The 18,654-nt window shown below is 68.4% G+C and carries 19 protein-coding genes; 12 read left to right on the forward strand and 7 right to left on the reverse strand.

Annotated features, from left to right (window positions below; all coding sequences use genetic code 11):
• Positions 1-51: 51 nt before the first annotated feature.
• Positions 52-741 carry a winged helix-turn-helix transcriptional regulator gene (locus AB0I35_RS13335; protein WP_357396089.1) on the reverse strand — a complete coding sequence of 230 codons (690 nt, stop codon included), beginning with the start codon at positions 739-741 and terminating at the stop codon, positions 52-54.
• Positions 742-832: 91 nt separating this feature from the next.
• Here AB0I35_RS13335 and AB0I35_RS13340 point away from each other — a divergent pair, with 91 nt between their 5' ends.
• The 5 genes from AB0I35_RS13340 to AB0I35_RS13360 all read left to right on the forward strand — a co-directional run bounded on the left by AB0I35_RS13340 (position 833) and on the right by AB0I35_RS13360 (position 5,522).
• Positions 833-1,948 carry an acyl-CoA dehydrogenase family protein gene (locus AB0I35_RS13340; RefSeq protein ID WP_357396090.1) on the forward strand — a complete coding sequence of 372 codons (1,116 nt, stop codon included), beginning with the start codon at positions 833-835 and terminating at the stop codon, positions 1,946-1,948.
• Between the two features lie 348 nt (positions 1,949-2,296).
• Positions 2,297-3,007, forward strand: a complete 711-nt coding sequence (locus AB0I35_RS13345) for a methyltransferase domain-containing protein (RefSeq protein ID WP_357396091.1) — start codon at positions 2,297-2,299, stop codon at positions 3,005-3,007.
• Positions 3,008-3,158: 151 nt separating this feature from the next.
• Positions 3,159-4,244 carry a metallophosphoesterase gene (locus tag AB0I35_RS13350; protein WP_357396092.1) on the forward strand — a complete coding sequence of 362 codons (1,086 nt, stop codon included), beginning with the start codon at positions 3,159-3,161 and terminating at the stop codon, positions 4,242-4,244.
• 87 nt (positions 4,245-4,331) lie between these two features.
• Entirely contained in the window at positions 4,332-4,943 is a 612-nt protein-coding gene (locus AB0I35_RS13355) for a methyltransferase domain-containing protein (protein WP_357396093.1), read from the forward strand.
• A gap of 66 nt (positions 4,944-5,009) precedes the next feature.
• Positions 5,010-5,522: an OsmC family protein gene (locus tag AB0I35_RS13360; RefSeq protein ID WP_357396094.1), complete on the forward strand. Its 513-nt coding sequence runs from the start codon at positions 5,010-5,012 to the stop codon at positions 5,520-5,522.
• Between the two features lies 1 nt (position 5,523).
• Here AB0I35_RS13360 and AB0I35_RS13365 read toward each other — a convergent pair whose 3' ends face one another.
• Positions 5,524-6,378: an alpha/beta hydrolase gene (locus tag AB0I35_RS13365; RefSeq protein ID WP_357396095.1), complete on the reverse strand. Its 855-nt coding sequence runs from the start codon at positions 6,376-6,378 to the stop codon at positions 5,524-5,526.
• Between the two features lie 65 nt (positions 6,379-6,443).
• On the opposite strand from AB0I35_RS13365, the gene AB0I35_RS13370 reads away from it, so the two are divergent.
• Complete coding sequence (locus AB0I35_RS13370) at positions 6,444-7,028, forward strand: TetR/AcrR family transcriptional regulator (protein WP_357396096.1); 585 nt, start codon at positions 6,444-6,446, stop codon at positions 7,026-7,028.
• Here AB0I35_RS13370 and AB0I35_RS13375 read toward each other — a convergent pair.
• Positions 7,025-7,984 carry an endonuclease/exonuclease/phosphatase family protein gene (locus tag AB0I35_RS13375; RefSeq protein WP_357396097.1) on the reverse strand — a complete coding sequence of 320 codons (960 nt, stop codon included), beginning with the start codon at positions 7,982-7,984 and terminating at the stop codon, positions 7,025-7,027. The two genes, AB0I35_RS13370 and AB0I35_RS13375, sit on opposite strands and share 4 nt — an antisense overlap.
• A 103-nt stretch (positions 7,985-8,087) precedes the next feature.
• Here AB0I35_RS13375 and AB0I35_RS13380 point away from each other — a divergent pair, with 103 nt between their 5' ends.
• Complete coding sequence (locus AB0I35_RS13380; protein WP_357396098.1) at positions 8,088-8,516, forward strand: hypothetical protein; 429 nt, start codon at positions 8,088-8,090, stop codon at positions 8,514-8,516.
• Between the two features lie 181 nt (positions 8,517-8,697).
• Here the strand turns inward: AB0I35_RS13380 and AB0I35_RS13385 are convergent, their stop codons facing one another.
• Complete coding sequence (locus AB0I35_RS13385; RefSeq protein ID WP_357396099.1) at positions 8,698-9,141, reverse strand: DUF4267 domain-containing protein; 444 nt, start codon at positions 9,139-9,141, stop codon at positions 8,698-8,700.
• Between the two features lie 115 nt (positions 9,142-9,256).
• On the opposite strand from AB0I35_RS13385, the gene AB0I35_RS13390 reads away from it, so the two are divergent.
• Positions 9,257-12,646 carry a BTAD domain-containing putative transcriptional regulator gene (locus AB0I35_RS13390; RefSeq protein ID WP_357396100.1) on the forward strand — a complete coding sequence of 1,130 codons (3,390 nt, stop codon included), beginning with the start codon at positions 9,257-9,259 and terminating at the stop codon, positions 12,644-12,646.
• Between the two features lie 164 nt (positions 12,647-12,810).
• On the forward strand, positions 12,811-13,731 hold the full coding sequence (locus AB0I35_RS13395) for a zinc-binding dehydrogenase (protein ID WP_357396101.1): 921 nt from the start codon (positions 12,811-12,813) through the stop codon (positions 13,729-13,731).
• Here the strand turns inward: AB0I35_RS13395 and AB0I35_RS13400 are convergent.
• A complete protein-coding gene (locus AB0I35_RS13400) occupies positions 13,713-14,318 on the reverse strand; it encodes a TetR family transcriptional regulator (RefSeq protein ID WP_357396102.1) in 606 nt (201 codons plus the stop codon). The two genes, AB0I35_RS13395 and AB0I35_RS13400, sit on opposite strands and share 19 nt — an antisense overlap.
• 90 nt (positions 14,319-14,408) lie before the next feature.
• Here AB0I35_RS13400 and AB0I35_RS13405 point away from each other — a divergent pair, with 90 nt between their 5' ends.
• Positions 14,409-15,635 carry an alpha/beta hydrolase gene (locus AB0I35_RS13405; RefSeq protein WP_357396103.1) on the forward strand — a complete coding sequence of 409 codons (1,227 nt, stop codon included), beginning with the start codon at positions 14,409-14,411 and terminating at the stop codon, positions 15,633-15,635.
• 30 nt (positions 15,636-15,665) lie between these two features.
• Here the strand turns inward: AB0I35_RS13405 and AB0I35_RS13410 are convergent, their stop codons facing one another.
• Entirely contained in the window at positions 15,666-16,274 is a 609-nt protein-coding gene (locus tag AB0I35_RS13410) for an SRPBCC family protein (RefSeq protein WP_357396104.1), read from the reverse strand.
• Between the two features lie 11 nt (positions 16,275-16,285).
• Entirely contained in the window at positions 16,286-16,615 is a 330-nt protein-coding gene (locus tag AB0I35_RS13415; protein WP_357396105.1) for a metalloregulator ArsR/SmtB family transcription factor, read from the reverse strand.
• 100 nt (positions 16,616-16,715) lie between these two features.
• On the opposite strand from AB0I35_RS13415, the gene AB0I35_RS13420 reads away from it, so the two are divergent.
• Together AB0I35_RS13420 and AB0I35_RS13425 are read left to right on the forward strand one after the other, a co-directional pair.
• Complete coding sequence (locus AB0I35_RS13420) at positions 16,716-18,077, forward strand: M20/M25/M40 family metallo-hydrolase (protein ID WP_357396106.1); 1,362 nt, start codon at positions 16,716-16,718, stop codon at positions 18,075-18,077.
• A 39-nt stretch (positions 18,078-18,116) separates the two neighbouring features.
• Positions 18,117-18,644, forward strand: a complete 528-nt coding sequence (locus AB0I35_RS13425; RefSeq protein ID WP_357396107.1) for a YbhB/YbcL family Raf kinase inhibitor-like protein — start codon at positions 18,117-18,119, stop codon at positions 18,642-18,644.
• Positions 18,645-18,654: the final 10 nt, after the last annotated feature.

Consider the following 18,654-nt stretch of genomic DNA (forward strand, 5'->3'; position numbering starts at 1 on the left):
ACGGAGTGATAACAGACACGTTTTGTTCGGATTTGCGTAATAAGTCCGGTTTCAGGAGGCGCGGGCCTGCTGGGCGGTCGCGCGCACGTACCCGGCGACCGGACTCAACCGCAGCACCTCGGGCATCCGGCGGGTAACCGCGTGGGGGCCGATGAACCGCACCCGTCCGGTGTGCTGGGCGTGTGCCAGCGGCAACCGGCCGAGCCACACCTCGTACAAACCCGCCACGTCGGCGCTGATGGTGACATCGACCGGATACCCCGGATCCGTCTCGCACACCGACGCCGCGCCGGCCTCGACCACGATCCAGAACCGGCGCGGATCGTCGGTGAACCGGACCGCTAGCACCTGACGGCGACCCGGCAGTCGCGTGGTGTCGAGACGGTTGTGCATCCACCACACGAGCAGGGCGGCATCGCGCTCGTCGGGGCGTGGTTCGCCGAACGTCCAGCGCGCCCCCCACTCACCGAGGCCGAACAGGATCGGTTCCAGGTCCCGGCCCGCGTCGGTGAGCACGTACTCGGTGCCGAGCTTGTCGACCAGGCCCGCGCGTTCGAACTGGCGCAGCCGTTTGGCCAGCAGGCTGCGCGACAGGCCGGGCAGGCCGCGAGCCAGATCGTTGAATCGGGTGGTGCCGAGGAACAGGTCGCGGGCGATGAGCAGCGACCAGCGTTCACCGAGCACGTCGAGGGCACGCGAAATGGGGCAGTACTGGGCGTAGCTGGGGGTTGTGCTCGTCATCATCACCTCACCGACGGGGTCCAGATACTGGACCGGGGAAGTCCACTTTCTGGACTATCCGGTTATCGCGCCCGTCCCTACCTTTCGAAACATGACTTCCACGATTACTTCCGCGACCGACCGGGTCGCCCTGGCCCGCACGATCGGTGAAACCCTGCGCACCGAGGTCGCCGAGCGCGACCGCACCGGCGAGATCTCCGTCGCCGCCTTCGACCTGCTGCGATCCTCCGGGCTCTCGGCCGCGCTCGTTCCGGCCGAATTCGGGGGCGGCGGGGCCGCGCATACCGAAATGGGGGCTGTGCTGCGTGAGCTCGGCGCCCACGATCCGTCGACGGCGGTGGCGTTCGCGATGCATTCGCATCTGGTCGCCGCGCAGGTGTGGCGGCACAAGCACGGTATCGACGCCTCCGGCGTGTTCGCGAAGGTTGTCGGTGGCGCGATTCTCGTCAGCACCGGCGCCTCGGACTGGGTGGATTCCAACGGAATGGCCGTGCCGGTGGACGGCGGATACCGGGTGAGTGCGCGCAAGGCGCCCGCGAGCGGATGCGAGGTGGGCGACGTGCTCGTCACCAGCGTCCGCCTCGAAGGGAATCAGGTGCTGCACTGCGCGATCCCGATGTCGGCGGCTGGTGTTCGGATCGAGAAGACTTGGGACACACTGGGTTTGCGTGCCAGCGGATCGCACACCGTGGTGCTCGACGACGTGTTCGTGCCCGAGGCGGCGGTGTCGTTGATCCGGCCCGCCGGTGCGTGGCCCACCGTGCTGAATGTCGTGATGGGCGCCGCTCTTCCCCTGATCCTGGCCGCCTACCTCGGCATCGCCGACGCGGCGGTCGCCCTCACCGCCCACCTGCTGCGCGGGCGCGCCGACGACCACACCCTGCAAACCGCGGGCGAGATGCTCAACGCCCACACCACCGCCGACGACCTCGTCACCGCCATGTTCACCGACGCCGCCGACCTCACCTTCCCCAACACCGACGCCTTCGCCGCCCGCGCCCTCAGCCGCAAGACCGTCGCCGCCGAAGCCCTCGTCGACACCGTGCGCCTGGCCATCGAAACCACCGGCGGCGCCGGCTACTCGCGCACCTGCGACCTCGAACGCCTCTACCGCGACATCCTCGGCTGCCAATTCCATCCCCTGCCCCGCCCCAAACAGACCCGCTTCACGGGGCGAGTGCTGTTGGGGCACAACCCGATCGGATAATGCGACCTCGTTCGCCTCACTGAAATTGCAGCCGCGGGCGCGATGCCGGCCCGTCCGGGGCCACAATGACCCCGCCCTGCGATGCACTCCTCCACCTTCCGGCGGGCAGCCCGCACAATGAGCGGGCTCCCGGTGCAGGGAGAGATCGCGTGGGCGGGGGGCGAATGTGGTTGCGGGCGGAGGGAGCGGCTGGTGTACTCGGGCCGTGATGATGTTTGCGCAGCAGTGGTGGTCGGTCCGGTAGCGGTCGGCGTCGTTGTTGCGTGGCCGCCTCTCGGGCGGTCGGGTGCTTGTCGTGACGACATCTGGACGGGTCCGGGCGGCGGTCCTGGATAGAGAGGTCAGCAGATGAGCGACAGCACTTCAGCCTCAGGAACCGGCGGTTTCGGGGAAATTCTGGTCAGTTCTCGTTCGCTGGACGAGTATCGGGCGATGTTCGCGCTCAGCGAGGGGGATGTGCGGCGCCGGATTCTCGATTGCCCGGGTGGCGCGGCGGGTTTCACCGCTGAGGTGTGTGCTCGGGGCGGGGACGTGACCGCCTGCGATGTCGCCTATTTCGGTGATGGACTGGCGAAGGTGGCGGCAAACGCTGTTGGCGAGGCCGAACGCGGCAACGACTTCGTTCGCGCACACGCGCAGGACTATCGGTGGGAGTTCTTCGCCGATCCCGACGCGCATCGCCGGGCACGCTCCGAGTCGGCCCGGCAGTTTGCCGCCCACAGCGGTGCGCACCCGCAACACTACGTGCCGGGACGGTTGCCGCAGCTGCCGTTCGCGGACAACAGTGTCGACCTCGTGCTGAGTTCGCACCTGCTCTTCAGCTACGCCGACGATCTCGATCCCGAATTCCATCGGCGAGCCATCGTCGAACTGCTGCGGATCGGTACCGAGCTCAGGGTGTTCCCGCTTGTCCCGATCGGTTCGCGCACGCCGTATCCACAACTGCGTGCGTTGATTTCCGAACTGGCTGAAGACGGTGTCGACTGCCGGGTTGTCGATGTCGACTACGAATTCCAGGTCGGGGCCGGTCAGATGCTGATGTGCCGTCGGGTGAGGTAGTGCGACCGGCAGCTGGCAATTTCCACGACGCTAACTGGGCGAACGTCCATGTTGTTCTATTGTTCATCGAAACGCGCTGGGTGAGGTGCCGTAGCGGCCGGGGTGTTGTGCTTCGATCGAGCGGTCGACGGGTGAACTCGGAAAGGTGAGCATGGACGAGCAGCTCAACGTGCGGTCGAACGGTCTGGGCAGGCGCGAGGTTCTCGCGGGCGCGGCCGGTGTCGTCGCGGGTCTGACGTTGGTCGGGCTCACCCCGGCCGGTGCGGTGCCAGCAGCGGTGGCGAAATTCCCGCCGACGGCGGGGCACGGGGTGCGGGTGCTGGTCACCGGTGATGCCGGGACCGGGACGCGCACGCAGTGGGCTGTAGCCGACGCGGCACGGGAATTCCATGCGCGTGAACCGTTTTCGCTCGCCGTCGGCCTCGGCGACAACATCTATGAAGCCGGGCCGAACGGGCCCGACGACATCCAGTTCGCGACGAAATTCGAGGACCCCAACACCGGTCTGGACTTCCCCTGGGCGATGGTGCTCGGCAATCACGACACCAGCTCGGTGTTTCCCGGCGACGGCGGTTGGTTGCCGCGCGGCAACCACGAGGTGGCCTATCACGCCAATTCGCCGCGCTGGTGGATGCCGAGCCGCTATTACTCACTGCGCGTACCCGAGGAAAACCCCGTCGTGGAGTTCTTCGTTCTCGACGTGAACCCCCTGGCTGCCTACATTCCGCCCGTGTTCGACCCGTACTGGGCGGTCGACGGCCCCTATATGAACGAACAGCGCGCCTGGCTCGACCGGGCACTGGCCGAGTCGACCGCGCAGTGGAAGATCGCCTGCACGCACCACCCCTACCTGAGCAACGGCTCCCACGGTGACGCGGGCAACTACGAGGGCCTGCCGATCGAACCGCTCAACGGCATCCACGCCAAACGCTTCTTCGAAGACCACGTCCTGGGCAAGGTCTCGCTGCTGCTGTCCGGCCACGACCACACCATGCAGATCCTCGAACCCACCCCCGCCACCAAGGGCACCCGCCAGATCATCTCCGGTGCGGCGGCCAAAACCTCCACCGGTCAGCCCGGCGAACCCGCCGGCCGCCACAACGCCCTCTACCAAACCCACCACGAACTGGGCTTCATGGTTCTGGACCTGCACCCCGACTCGATGCGCGCCCGCGTCGTCACCGTCGACCCGGCCACTGCGATCGGCACCCAGGTCTTCGACCGCCGCCTCGCCTGAACCGACTCGGACTGAGCCTCGCCCGGTCCTGCGGCCGACGCTGTACCGGGTCTTTTCTGGTGGCTGGTCGGCGAGGATGATCGGGGGATGGGTTTCTACACCGATCGGGTTCTTCCGCATCTCACCGACAAGGTGTGTGGGGCGCGGGTGAACGACTCGCTGCGGCGGCGGGTGTGTTCCGGGTTGCGGGGGAACGTGGTGGAGGTGGGATTCGGGTCCGGGAACAATGTGGGGTTCTATCCCGAGACGGTGGAGCGGGTCAGTGGGGTGGAGCCCGCTGATGTGGGGTGGAACATCGCGGCGAAAAGGGTTGCGGCCAGCCGGGTTCCGATCGAGCGGGCCGGGTTGGACGGGCAGGCGCTGCCGTTCGGGGACGGCAGTTTCGACACCGCGTTATCGACATTCACGTTGTGCACGATTCCCGATGTCGCGGCGGCGCTCGCCGAGATCCGGCGGGTGCTCAAGCCTGGTGGCACCTTGCATTTCGTCGAGCACGGGTTGGCGCCGGACGAGTCGGTTCGGGTGTGGCAGTACCGGCTCGATCCGATCCAGCAGCGGATCGCCGGTGGATGCCATCTGGCGCGCGACATCCCCGCGCTGATCGCCGATGCCGGATTCGAAACAGTGGAACTCGACCGGTTCTACCAACCCGGCGCCCCGAAGGCCTTCGCCGCATTGTCGCTGGGTGTCGCCCGTTGAGCAGGGGTTGAAATCACCCGGAAATCATCGGTTGGCCGGAGATGTCCGCGTCGATAGCGTGCGGGCATGACCAGTCAGCTCGCGGCCTTGAACAACATTTCCGAAGCGACAGCGAAGGCGGTGGCCCTCGATACCGCCCATGCGCACGTGGTGTTCCGTGCGGCGGCGACGCCCGAGGGCACGGTGGGCAGCGTGGTCACCGCGCGCACCCACACGGTGCGCGTCGACGAACCGCCCACGCTCGGTGGCGCCGACACCGCCGCCAATCCGGTGGAGGTGTACCTGGCGGCACTCGTTTCCTGCCAGGTGGTGACCTATCGATTCTGGGCGGAGCGACTCGGGATCAGCGTCGACGATCTCGCGATCACCGCCGAAGGCGACCTGGACGTGCGCGGGTTCTTCGGCATCGACGACACAGTGCGTGCGGGGTTCCAGGCGGTGCGGGTCACCGTGCGGATCAACGGCCCCGAGACACCGCAGCGCTACGCCGAACTGCAGGAAGCCGTCGACGCGCACTGCCCCGTGCTCGACTCGACGACCGGCGTCACACCGGTGAACACCACCCTCGAGGTCGGCTGACTCACCTTTCCGTCGGGCGAACCGCCGTGCTGGTGAGGAACTCGGTGACAGCGGCGGCGACCGCGTCCGGCTGGTCGAGCATCGACAACACATAGGCATCGTCGATCTCGACCAGGCGGGCGCGGGGGATCAGGTCGGCGAGGCGGCGGCCGTGCTCGCGGGGCATCACCTTGCCCGCCGACGACCACAGGATCAATGCCTCACCCTGGAAGTGTCGCAGCGCTTCGGTCGCGGCGATCAGTTCGGCCTTGTCGAAACCGGAGCGGGTGTAGGCGAGCAGGTCGCGGCGGATACCGGCATCGCGCAGACCGGGGTCGGTCCAGGCGCGCACGAGCTCGTCGGACAGGGGGAATTTCGCCATCCAGCCGAACAGCGGTGGAGTCTCGCGCAACCAGCGCACGCGCAACTGGCGCAGGGCCAAGGTGATACCGCCCGGCAGGTAGGAGGCGAGGATCGCGGATTTGCCGGGCAAGCCGGGCGGGAAGTTGTCGAACGCCTCGCTGGGGAAGACGATCAGCCGCGCCACCCGCTCGTCGAGACCGTAGGCGGTCAGGAACAGGCCACCACCCCAGTCCGAGTGCACCAAGGTGACATCGTGCAGGTCGAGAGCGGTGAGGAAGTCCGCGATCAGCTGGTTCAGCCCGCGCAGACTCAGGTCGGTGCCCGGACGCAGCGGCTCGGGGTGCGCGCCCAACGGTAGATCCGGCAGCACATAGCGAAACCCGGTGGGCAGCAGATCGATGACCGAATCCCAGACCCGGTGGTTCATCAACAGCCCGTGCAGCAGCACGACCGGCGGCCCCTCCCCACGCTCGGTGTAGTGGACGCGGCCGGCGGGCAGTTCGACGGACGGCATGAGAACCTCCAGTTAGAGCGAACACTCTAGTGCGTTTGCTCTAGTCTGGAGTCGTGAGGGAGAAGATGTCAACGCCTACCCGGGAACGCCTGATCGCCGCCGTCGCCGAACTGATGCGCACGCACGGGTACAGCGCGATCACGGTCAAGCAGATCACCGCCGCCGCCGACGCGCCGATGGGCTCGCTCTACCACCACTTCCCGCAGGGCAAACCGCAGATCGCCGCGGTGGCCCTACGGGATTCCGGCGCCGCCTACATCCAGTTGCTGCCGCTGCTGATGGACCCGCACGAGGACCTTGCCGTCGCGGTGTCGTCCGCGTTCGCCGACGCCGCCCGCACGCTCGAGGAATCCGGGTGGATCAACATGTGCCCCGTCGGCACGGTGGCGGGCGAGATCGCCGACTCCGAACCGCAACTGCGGGAGGTGGTGGCCGAGGTCATCACCGACTGGATCGACCAGGGCACAACGTATTTCGTGCGGCGTGGGCTGGTCGAGCACGAGGCGCGCGATTTAGTACTCGGTGTGCTGTCGGCACTGGAAGGTGCGTTCGTGCTCGGGCGGACATTGCGGTCGACCGAACCCGTGCTCGCGGCCGGGAATGCGATGCGGGCGCGGGTCGAAGCGGTGCTCGCTCGGGTGCGGAACTAGCCCCGGGATCGGGGAAATACGATGCGCGCCACCAGGGCTCGGTGATCGGCACCGGGCAGATCGACGGTCTCCACGTCCGTGGCTTGCGCGCCGGCGAGCAGGAAATGATCGATTCCGACCAACGGAGGGATCGATTTGTCGGTCGGATAGGTGACCAGGTGGCCCGCGCCTGCCTGCCCGGCCGCGTCGGCGTAGCGACCCGAGGCCATTCGGCGGAACCGGGCATGGTCGTGGGTGGCGTTGAAATCACCGCCGACCAGGACCGGACGATCGGCGGGCGCACCGTCCAATACCTGCCCGAGCCGGGTCAGTTCATCGGCCCACACGCCCGTGTCGTAGATCGGCGGGACCGGATGGAAGGCGAAGATCGAAACCGGACCGATCTCGGGAACGGTGGCGGTGGCCGAGATCTGGTTCAGGACGTACCCGTCGTATTCGACAGTGTCCGACAAGGGAAATCGGCTCCAGATTCCGGTGCCGCTCGCGGTCTGTCCCGGTGCGAGGTATCGGTACGGGAGCAGGGCATCCAGCCCCGCGCGACCCAGCTCCTCGACCGCAGGGCGGGTGAGTTCGTTGACAGTCAGCACCGCGATATCCCGCGCACGTACCTCGTTCACGAGTACCACCGGATCGGCACCGTCGAACAGCAGATTGGCCTGCATCGCCATGATCGCCGGACCGTCCGACCCGTCCTCGGCAACATACAGGGGTGCCTGGGTCGCCAGACCGGCCGCGACGACAATCCCCGCCACACCGGTCGCTATCCACTGCCTGACACCCGCGAAACCAACAACCCCCACCACGGCACCGCACATCAGATACGGCGCCGCCGACGCCGTCAACACCACCGGTTCCACCGCCCACGGCGAAAAGTGCAGCGCCACACCTGCAATGCCGGCCAGCGTCGCCACCCCGGCAGCCGCTACGATCCCGATCCGAACAATCCGCGCGCTCACCACATCAGCGAAACACCCGCCGCAAGTCGGCGGCACTCCGGGGTCGAGTGGGTTCTGGGGCGTCGCGACAATAGTTGTCGTAGGCCGACGCTAGTTTGAGCATGTGACGACGTTCGTGGACTTCAATCTCAAACTGGCAGTTATCGAAGAACTCATGTACAGCGAGGCACCCAAGCTCGAGCCCTGGTCGCTCGAGGACACGCTGAAAGCCCAGGGCTTCGATGGTGACCTCTGGGAGTACTCCGTCGACAACTACTTCGACCAGATCGTCCCGGAAGCGAAGGCCTACTTCGAGAACCTCGAGCTTTCCACCGAACTGCTCGCAGGGGTTGAACAGCTCATCTTCGACGGAGGCTGTCAGGTCTACTTCCAATGCTGCCCACACTGGGACGGCGAAACCGAGCAGTTCGACGTTGCCAGTGTGGAGGACCTCCACCTCCTCCCGAATCTGAAGCGCGTTCTCGGTGCGGAATCGCTCGCGCCTCACCTGCGGACGGTGTTGGAGTCTCGGGGCATCGAATTGATCCATTAGCCGCGTCAGCGATTCGGCCGTGCGGACTGGATCAGGAGCTGTACAGCTGCGCATCATCAGACCGTCGCAGGACCTCACATTCGTTCTCGCTGTCTCGTCGGACTACCGACAGAACCGTGTGTCTGCGGCGGATGAACGGTCGGTGTGATCCGCGTGACCACACCGACCGTTCCGGCTTGCACTATGCGCGGGCAGGTCGCTCGGTGAGGAGCAGTGCGGCTGTTGCCAGGACGAACAGCATGGCCGAAATATGCACTGTCAGCGCTGTCGTCACCGTTCCACCGTGCGTCACCACGGCCAGCGCGTCGCCGAACGGGATCACCGCATTGATCAGCACGATCCAGCCGAGGACGCGACGGTGGCCCAAGGCGAGCACGAGGAACGCCACCGCGGCGGTGGAGATGTCGCGCACGCCCTTGACGACGAAATAGCCGTCGGCATTGCCGGTGGGCCACGGCGCGATACCGAAACCGGCGGGCGAGCTCTCGGGAGCGAGCAGGAAACTCAGCCCGAAATACAACGGTGCCGCCGCGCAGATCACGGCCATCACGGTGGTGACCCGATATCTCGTGACCACCTTTCGTCCCACTGTGCCGATCCGCATGCCCTGGGTGGTGATGCTCATACTGTCCTGCCTTTCAACGGGTTTCGATGTGAACGAGACTGCTCGCCGAGGTTTGGAAGGCAGTTGGAGCCGACTTGGAACCGTGCGGGCCTGCGCGGGTACGATATGGCTGGTCATGGTCTTGATCCGGGTGTTGGGCTCGTTCGCGGCCGAGGTCGGCGGCGAACCGCTTGCCCTCGGTGGGCCGCGTCAACGCGGTGTGCTCGCCCTGCTGGTGGCCGCACGCGGGCAGGTGGTGCCGGTGGACCGGCTGGTCGAGGATCTGTGGCGTGGGGAAGCACCGTCGCGGGCGTTGGCGTCGTTGCAGGCGTATGTGTCGAACCTGCGCCGCCTGCTGGAACCGGACCGAGCACCACGAGCACCGGCACGTCTGCTGGTGAGCGCCGCACCTGGTTACGCGCTGCACCTGCCCAAGCATGCGGTGGACGCCTGGCGGTTCGAGGAACTGCTCGAACAAGCCCGCGCACTGACCGATCCCGAGGACGCGCGCGCCCGGCTCGACGAGGCATTGGCGCTGTGGCGCGGTCCAGCGTTCGCCGAGGTCGCCGACGAGCCCTGGGTGGCAGCCGAAACAGCACGGCTGCACGAGTTGCGCCTGGTCGCGCGCGAACTGCGCATCGGGGCAGGTCTGCGCCTGGGCCGGGCGGCGACGGTCGTTCCCGACACCGAGACCCTGACTCGCGACGAACCCCTGCGCGAGGAAGGGTGGCGGCTGCACGCGCTGGCGCTGTGGAGCAGTGGGCGTCAGGCCGATGCGCTGACCGCACTGCGTCGCGCCCGCACCCTGTTCGCCGATGAGCTCGGCCTCGATCCGGGCCCGGACCTGGTGGAGCTGGAAGAGGCGATCCTGGCTCAGCGCACGGACTTTCTCCGTGCGGCGGTTCCGGAGGCATCCTCGCAGCGGACAGTGCTGCCCGGGAGCCGGAATGCGCGCGAAGACGCAGCGGGTGCGGGCGGCGGCCGTAAGGTGGAGGTGGGCAATGTCGGCTCCGGCGAGGTCCGCGCCGGCGCGGCCGGACCAGGTGCGGTCGGCCCGGGGAAGAACTACGCCGGGAGCGTCGGATCACGCTCAGTCTCGACGGTATTCGATAACGGCCGGGCGCCCACCCCGTTTGTCGGACGCGACCACGAACTCGCAGCCCTGACCAGAGCCGCCGAGCAAGCGATCACCGACGGCGCACGAACCGCCCTGATCACCGGCGAAGCGGGACAGGGCAAGTCGACCCTGCTCGAGCACCTCGCCACGACACTCACCCGCGACGGATGGCTCGTAGCCGCCGGGCGCTGCCCCGACGTCGACAGCGCACCACCGGCCTGGGCCTGGGTCGAAGTGCTGCGATCGATCAACGAAAGTGCTGCGCCCCAACCGTTCTCCGAAGACCTGGCGCCGCTGCTCGCGGACTCCGCGCCCACCCACGGCGACGCGGCCGCCGGACGATTCCGGCTCCGCCGAGCCGTGTGGGCCCGGCTCGCCGCGGCCGCCACCGACCGTCCGGTCGCCGTCGTGCTGGACGACCTGCACTGGGCCGACGCCGCCACCCTGGAACTGCTCACCGGCGGCATCGACACCCGGGCCCCGATCCTGATCGTCGCCGCCTACCGTTCGGACGAAAGCGAGCGCCTCACCGAAACACTCGCCACCCTGGCCCGCACCGCCCCGCTGCGGCTCGACCTGCCCGGTCTCGACCACGACGCCGTCGCCGAACTCGTGCGGACCGAATGCGACACCGACGACTCGACCGTGGCCGGAATCGCCGAAAGAACCGGCGGCAACCCCTTCTACGTGCGCGAGACCGCACGCCTGCTCAACGGTGAAGGCGCTTTGGTCGCGCTCTCGGAGGTTCCCGAGGGTGTCCGCGACGTGCTGCGGCGACGGCTCGCACGGTTGCCCGACAGCGGTGTGTCCGTGCTGCGGTTGGCGGCGGTAGCCGGCCGGGAATGCTCGGTCGACGTGCTCGTGCGCGCCGCCGACACCGACGAGGACGGCGTGCTCGACGCCGTGGACGCGGGCGTCATCGCCGGGCTGCTCGACGAACCGGGGCCCGGTCGTGTCCGGTTCGTGCACGCCCTGGTCCGAGACACCCTGGTCACCGGTGTCAGCCGGGCACGCACGACGAGGATGCATGCGCGGATCGCCGCGGCCCTCGAAGGCTCCGGCGACATCGTCGCCCTGGCACACCACTGGGCGCGGGCCGGATCGCCGAAAGCCGTCGGGTACTGCGTGCGAGCCGCCGAACTGGCCGAGGCGCGCTACGCCCACGATGTGGCGGTCGCGCTCCTCACCGATGCCGTCGCCGCGGCCCGCGAACCGGACGAACGGGTGGATCTGCTCGGCAGACTGCTGCGAGCACAGGTCAGGGCCGGGTCCATCGCGGGCGCCAGGCGCACGCGCGAGGAGGCCGTGGAGTTCGCCGAGTCGTTGGGACGTGAGGACCTGATGATCGCCGCGTTCACCGCCTGGACCGAACCGACACCGTGGCAGTCCCGGATGTACGGCACGGTCGACCGCCCGATCGTCGAACGGCTCGCCCGGTTGCTCACCCGCCCCGACCTCGACCGCCAGGTGCGCGCTCATCTGCTCATCGCCTACACCCACGAACTGGTCGGCGAAGACGATCCGACGGTCATGCCCGCGGCTCTGGAAGCACTCGAGTCGGCGGCCTCCCCGGGGCTGCGCGCCGCCGCCCTGCTGATCCTGGCGCGCGCCTCCGGTCGGCAGGAGTACTCGCGGGAACTCCTGGTGATCGGCACCGAACACGACCTGCCCGTGTACCGCATCACCGCCCTGCTCAACCTGGCTGCCGGTGCCGCCGCCGCCAACGATCCGACGACCATGCGTCGCGTCAGTGAACAAGCGCGCGACCTGGCCCGCGCCTACCGGATGCCCGAAGCGGTCGGTGCGGCCGAGATCGCGCTGGCGACACTGGTACTGATCGAGGGACGGTTCGCCGACGCCGAACGCCGCTACATCACCGCCACCCAACGCATGGAACGCGCCGGGTCGGTGCACGCCGCCGGGTTCCTCCGCATCGCCCGCGCGGCGATCTGGATCAACGACGGCACCCTCGGCGCCCACCTGGACGAGGTCCGCGCCTTCCACGCCGCGCTGGGCCCGATGGTCGCCGACCTGCTGACACTGGCCCTGCACGCCGCGGGTCGCGGCAACGAGGTGGAGCCGACACCACCGGCCCCCATCCGCGCCGACTTCTTCTTCACCTTCCTGACGAGCCTGCGCGCGCTGGCCCTGATCGCCGTGAACGACCGCGACGGGGCCGAAACGGTCTACACGGACCTGCTGCCGCACCGCGACGGTCCTCCCGCGGGCGCGGAGAGCGTGTCGCTGGCGGTGCGTCCGGTCGCCTACGTCTTGGGTGAACTAGCCCAGTTCCTCGGTCGCGGCGAGGAGGCGGCCGCGCATTTCGCGCAGGCGGCCGAGATCGCCGACCGGTGGAACGCCCCGCATTGGGCCGCCGAATCCAGGGCGCGCATCGCGGTGCTCAGCTGACCGGTTCCGGAAGCAGTCCGGCCTCGGAGGGTCCGCATGATCGCCGATCCGACGCGGACAGCACAGCCGGGAGGCGGCGTGAGCACGGTTTCAAGTCGATTCCAAACGCCTTCCAAATCCCGTGAGCAGGCTCGAACCCATCAGCACTGATGGAGGAGCCAATCATGAATACAGAGAACACTTTCCGGGCCGCCGTCGTCCGCACGCCCGCCGGACCCGACTCGATCGAGATCATCGATGTCCGCGTCGTCGAGCCCGGACCCGGTGAGGTGCGGGTGGGCGTCGCCGCCGCACCGGTCAACCCCACCGACCTCGGTGTCGTCAGCGGCTTCTTCCACGATCTCGGGATGATCGACCAACCCGAACACACCGGCCTGGGCTGGGACTTCGCCGGCACCGTCCTGGCCACCGGACCCGGCGTCGACCTGGCGGTCGGGACCCGAGTCGCCGGTCTCGTGCTCGGCTTCGACCGCGACTTCGGCACCTACGCCGAACAACTCGTCGTGCCCGCCACCGACCTCGCGGTCGTGCCGGACGGGCTCGACCTGGTCCCGGCAGCCACGGTGCCACTCAGTGCTCTGAGCGCCGCGCAGATCGTCGACATGCTCGGCGAGGCACCCGCCGACGGTGACCGGCTGCTGGTGATCGGTGCCGCCGGTGCCATCGGGGCCGGTGTCGCCGCGCTCGCCCCCGACCGCGGCTGGCGGGTCACCGGTCTGGCCAGAGCGGCCGACGAACAGTTCGTGCGTGGGCTCGGCGCCGACTTCGTCACCGCGGTGGAGCCCGGGTGGGACGCGGTCGTCGACGCCACCCCGCAGCAGACGTGGGGCCTGAAACCGGTCCGCGACGGTGGAGTGTTCGTCGGTGTCCGGCCCAATATCGTGCCCGCGGTGGAGCGGGGGATCACGGTGAACGTGCTGATGGTGCGATCGGATGGATTACGCTTGGGGCAGCTGCTCGCCCTCGCCGCGGCAGGCCGATTGCCCACGCGGGTGCACGCGGTCCTGCCGCTGGACCGGGCCGCCGACGCTCACCGGGCCATGGCCGAAGGTGGGGCGCGTGGTCGTTACGTGCTCGAACCCTGAGCCCGGCCGGACGCGGACAGGCCGAGGGTGGTTTCGAGCTGGTGTGCCCACCACTGTGCGTGTGCGTCGAAGGTCGCGTCGGCGTCGGTGAGCCCGGCGCTGCGCCGGAAAGCGTTGCCGTAACGGACATCCATCGCCACGGCCTGATGCAGAGCCGCGACCGCATGGCGGGTGTCGTCGAGAGAACTGCCCGGTGGGCGGGCACGGTGCAGGGCCTCGACGACGGGGTCGAGCATGCCGCTGCCCCGATCGCGCCATCCCGCGGCGTGCAGGGCGACGGCGAGATCGGCGTAGCCGCCGCGGTAGAAGTCGTGGAGTGCGGTGATGAGTGCGGGCAGGTCGGCGTTGTCGTCCAGCCACGCCGTGACGATGTGCGCGAGGCCCGCTCGGAGCCGGCGGCCGCCGTGTCGCAGGAGTTCGGTGAGCAGGGTCTGCCGGTTCCGGAAGTGATGGGTGACGCCCGCGTCGGTCATGCCGACGCGGGCGGCGACCGCGCGGACCTGCACGGCCGCGGGACCGCCCTCGGCCAGGAGCGTGGCGGCGGCGTCGAGGATCGCCTGACGCGCCTCCTCGGGACGTCTCCGCACTCTCGGCATGCTCACATCGTCACACTACCTTGACTCGTCAAGGCCGCAAGTCTACCGTTACCTGGACACGTCAAGGTTTGGGGTACCGCGATGATCCATACCGATATCGTTCTGGGCGACGCCACACTGCGCGCCACGGTCCGCGGCCAGGGACCCACGGTTCTGCTGCTGCATGCCGGGGGAGAGCGTCGCGGCGTGTGGTCGCCGATCGCGGCACGGCTCGCGGCACGTGGCTACCGCACCGTTGCGGTCGACCTGCGCGGCCACGGCGACAGTTCCGGGCAGGTCGCCACTCTTCGGCCGCTCGCCGACGACGTGGCCGCGCTCATCGGTCGCGACTCCGGGCCCGTGGTGGTCGCCGGAGCCTCCCTCGGCGGCTTCGCCGCCATCGCGGCGCTGGCCGAACCTGCCGTCCGGCCCAGGGTCGCCGGGCTGATCCTGGTGGACGTCGTTCCCGATCCGGACCCGGAGATGGCACGAACCTGGTTGCGCGACCAGGGCTTCGGTGCACGCCTCGAGGACCTCACCGACGACATCCTCGGATCCGGGCCCGCATTGCTCGCCACCATCAGCACAGTGGACCTGCCCATCCTGCTCGTGCGCGGCGGCCGCTCCTTCCTCGCAGACGCCGATGTGCACCGTCTGCGCCGGGCGAACCGACACGTCACCACCGCCGCGATCGCCGAAGCAGGCCACCTGGTTGCCCGTGACGCACCGGAAGAACTCGCGGATCTCATGGCGGTGCACGCCGATAGCTGTCTGGACGAGGACACCGTGCGCGCGGCATCGGAATTCCAGCGAGCACTCGGCGCCGAACGCGTCGAGCACCCGGGCGGGAACCTGCTCGATCACCTGCGGCGCGTGCACAACATCACCACCGAGTGGAACGCCCCACGACGCACCCGGCTCGCCGCGATCTGCCACGCCACCTACGGCACGGACGGGTTCGCCACGGCACTCCTGCCGACCACTCAGCGACACCGATTGGCAGAGGTGATCGGTTGTCCTGCCGAGGAATTGGTCTACCGCTACGGCGCCTGTGCGCGCACACCGACCTACCGTGGACTGGGGAAACCGTCACTGCGGGTCACCGACCGTTTCACCGACGGATCGGTCACGATCACCGGAGCCGACCTGCACGCCTTCGCCGTCCTCACCATCGCCAACGAGCTCGACGTGGCACGGCACGCCCGCCTCACACCGGGCATGCGGCAAGGAATCCGCGATCTCGTCACCGCCTTCGCCCACCACGCACCGCGCGAGGCGGCGAAAGCGCTCGCGGACGCGGCGCTGGCCGCGGCTGTGCGAGGCTCCTGAGGGCTCGCCTGCGCCCGTCGCGTCCAGGGCCTACTCGGCGCTGGTGTAGAAGGTGGCCACGCGGTCGGCGGCCGTGCGGGCAGTCGCCGGATCGGTCCCGGCGGTGGCGTGCGCGTCGCCCCAGGCGCTCGCGGCGCGCCGGATGTACTCGGCGCCCTCCGGTGTGGACAGCAGCTTTTCCAGCTCCGCCGGGGTCGCCCTGTCGTCGCCGGACAAGAACGAACCCACTGCCAGGAACGAGGTTTCCCAGCCGACGCCGGTGGCGCCGGGGCCGTAGGTTCGCCAGTGTTCATTGTCCGGCACGGTGTGTGTGAGCTCCAGGGTCGCCCCACCCTCGGTGCCGGTGATCGTCACCTCGACCACGCTCGTGTCGCCGCCGTACTCCCAGGTGATGCGTAGCCGTGTCGGCGCGACGCACTCTTCGATGGTGCCGGTCGTTCCGCTGCCGTCGAGCCGATAGCGGCCGCCTTCTCGCAGCTGACCACTGACCGGCTCGAACCACCGTGACAGGCGCCCCGGGTCGGTGCACGCGTCCCACAGGTCCTCGGCGGTCGTGTCGTAGGTCCGTGCGAGCCGCACCTGTTTCGACGGCCCGAGGTCTGTCATGGTGCGGTTGATCTGATCGATGATGTCGAGCATCGCTGTCTCCTTCAGCTGCGTCGCTCGCGTTTGCCGCGGGCGATCTCGGTGTCGAGGGCGTCGAGCCGGGTCTGCCACAGGTGGCGGAACCCGTCGAGCCATTCGTCGGCCTGACGCATACCGGCGCTATCGACCGCGTAGAGGCGCCGGGTGCCTTCCGCGCGAACGGTCGCGAACCCGTTCTCCCGCAGGACCCGCAGGTGATGCGACACCGCGGGGTGGGAGATCGGGTATTCCTGTCGCACAGCGTCACTGATCGCGCCCGCACCGCGTTCGCCGGCGGCGAGCAGTTCCAGAATCCGGCGGCGAACCGGATCCCCGAGGATGTCCAAAGCGTGCACCCCTATAGTTAAGCACAGATTTAATTAAGTGAGAATCTAAATACCGGGGTGATGCCTACGCGGGGCGCGTCGAGACGACGAACAGTGGTAGGAAAGGGGCGTGGTGGCATCTGGCGAAAGTTCTGGAGTCGATCGACGGTCTCGCGCGGAAGACGAGGTGGTGGGGCTGGTCAGTACGCTGATCCGGTTCGACACCTCCAATACCGGTGAGCTCGCGACCACCAAGGGCGAACGAGAGTGTGCCGAGTGGGTCGCGGCGCAACTGCGGGAGGTGGGGTACGAGACCGAGTACGTCGAATCGGGAGCGCCGGGGCGCGGCAATGTGTTCGCCCGCCTGCGTGGGGCCGACCCGAGCCGGGGCGCGCTGATGATCCACGGACACCTCGACGTGGTTCCCGCCGAAGCGGCCGACTGGAGCGTGCACCCGTTCTCGGGCGCCGTACAGGACGGATACGTGTGGGGGCGTGGCGCGATCGACATGAAGGACATGGTCGGGATGACCCTGGCGCTGGCGCGGCAGTTCAAGGCCGAGGGCACCGTGCCGCCGCGAGACCTGGTGTTCGCGTTCCTCGCCGACGAGGAGAACGGCGGCAAATGGGGCTCGCAGTGGCTGGTCGACAACCGGCCCGACCTGTTCGACGGCGTCACCGAAGCCGTCGGTGAGGTCGGCGGGTTCTCGCTGACCGTGCCGCGCCCGGACGGTACCGAACGCAGGCTGTACCTGGTGGAGACGGCCGAGAAGGGCCTGGGCTGGATGCGGTTGCGGGCCAAGGCTCGCGCGGGTCACGGGTCGTTTCTGCACGAGGACAACGCGGTCACCATTCTGGCCGACGCGGTGGCCCGGCTCGGGAAACACACCTTCCCCGTGGTGCTCTCGGACTCGGTGGCCGAATTCCTGGCCGCCGTCACCGAGGAAACCGGCCTGCAGTTCGACCCGAACAGTCCCGACATCGAAGGTCAGCTCGCCAAGCTGGGCACCATCTCCCGCATCATCGGTGCCACGCTGCGCGACACCGCCAACCCGACCATGCTCTCGGCCGGGTACAAGGCCAACGTGATTCCGCAGACCGCCGAGGCCGTGGTCGACTGCCGGGTGGTACCGGGGCGCCAGGCCGCGTTCGAACGCGAGGTCGACGAACTGATCGGCCCCGACGTGGAACGCGAGTGGATCACCAAACTCGACTCCTACGAAACCACCTTCGACGGCCACCTCGTCGACGCCATGAACGACGCGGTGCTGGCCAACGACCCCGACGGGCGAACCGTGCCCTACATGCTCTCCGGCGGCACCGACGCGAAAGCGTTCGCCCGCTTGGGAATTCGCTGCTTCGGTTTCGCACCGCTGCAGCTGCCGCCGGACCTCGACTTCACCGCCCTGTTCCACGGCGTCGACGAACGGGTACCGGTGCAGTCCCTGGAATTCGGCACCCGGGTGATGGAACACTTCCTGCTGAACAGCTGAACCCGCGGGCCCAGCCGCCAACAACACAGAGAGGCCGCTATGACCTACAACCCGTACGACGCGCTGCCGAAGGTGCCGTCGTTCACCCTCACCTCCACCGACATCACCGACGGGCAGCCGCTGGCCAACGATCAGGTCTCCGGGGTGTTCGGCGCGGGTGGCAAGGACATCTCCCCGCAGCTGAGCTGGTCCGGATTCCCCGAGGGCACACAGAGTTTCGCGGTCACCGTGTACGACCCGGACGCCCCGACCGCGTCGGGGTTCTGGCACTGGGCGGTCGCGAACATCCCCGCCTCGGTGACCTCGCTCGACACCGGTGCGGGCAGCGAGGGCGGATCCCTGCCCGCCGGTGCGGTGTCGTTGCGCAACGACGGCGGATTCCCCGGGTTCGTCGGCGCGGGCCCGCCGAAAGGCCATGGGCCGCACCGGTACTTCGTGGTCGTGCACGCCGTCGACGTGCCCGAACTCGAAGTCGGCCCCGACGCCAGCCCGGCCTACCTCGGGTTCAACCTGTTCTTCCACACCCTGGGTCGTGCCACCCTCGTCGGCACCTACGAACAGCACTGAAAACACCGGT

This window comes from Nocardia sp. NPDC050378 (genome assembly GCF_040655675.1).
Taxonomy (GTDB): Bacteria; Actinomycetota; Actinomycetes; order Mycobacteriales; family Mycobacteriaceae; genus Nocardia; species Nocardia coubleae.

Coding starts and splice junctions, on each gene's coding strand:
- AB0I35_RS13370 (WP_357396096.1), top strand. CDS start 6,444: ATGTCAACGCCTACCCGGGAACGCCTGATCGCCGCCGTCGCCGAACTG.
- AB0I35_RS13390 (WP_357396100.1), top strand. CDS start 9,257: ATGGTCTTGATCCGGGTGTTGGGCTCGTTCGCGGCCGAGGTCGGCGGC.
- AB0I35_RS13345 (WP_357396091.1), top strand. CDS start 2,297: ATGAGCGACAGCACTTCAGCCTCAGGAACCGGCGGTTTCGGGGAAATT.
- AB0I35_RS13365 (WP_357396095.1), bottom strand. CDS start 6,378: ATGCCGTCCGTCGAACTGCCCGCCGGCCGCGTCCACTACACCGAGCGT.
- AB0I35_RS13405 (WP_357396103.1), top strand. CDS start 14,409: ATGATCCATACCGATATCGTTCTGGGCGACGCCACACTGCGCGCCACG.
- AB0I35_RS13355 (WP_357396093.1), top strand. CDS start 4,332: ATGGGTTTCTACACCGATCGGGTTCTTCCGCATCTCACCGACAAGGTG.
- AB0I35_RS13350 (WP_357396092.1), top strand. CDS start 3,159: ATGGACGAGCAGCTCAACGTGCGGTCGAACGGTCTGGGCAGGCGCGAG.
- AB0I35_RS13335 (WP_357396089.1), bottom strand. CDS start 741: ATGACGAGCACAACCCCCAGCTACGCCCAGTACTGCCCCATTTCGCGT.
- AB0I35_RS13340 (WP_357396090.1), top strand. CDS start 833: ATGACTTCCACGATTACTTCCGCGACCGACCGGGTCGCCCTGGCCCGC.
- AB0I35_RS13425 (WP_357396107.1), top strand. CDS start 18,117: ATGACCTACAACCCGTACGACGCGCTGCCGAAGGTGCCGTCGTTCACC.
- AB0I35_RS13395 (WP_357396101.1), top strand. CDS start 12,811: ATGAATACAGAGAACACTTTCCGGGCCGCCGTCGTCCGCACGCCCGCC.
- AB0I35_RS13360 (WP_357396094.1), top strand. CDS start 5,010: ATGACCAGTCAGCTCGCGGCCTTGAACAACATTTCCGAAGCGACAGCG.
- AB0I35_RS13410 (WP_357396104.1), bottom strand. CDS start 16,274: ATGCTCGACATCATCGATCAGATCAACCGCACCATGACAGACCTCGGG.
- AB0I35_RS13385 (WP_357396099.1), bottom strand. CDS start 9,141: ATGAGCATCACCACCCAGGGCATGCGGATCGGCACAGTGGGACGAAAG.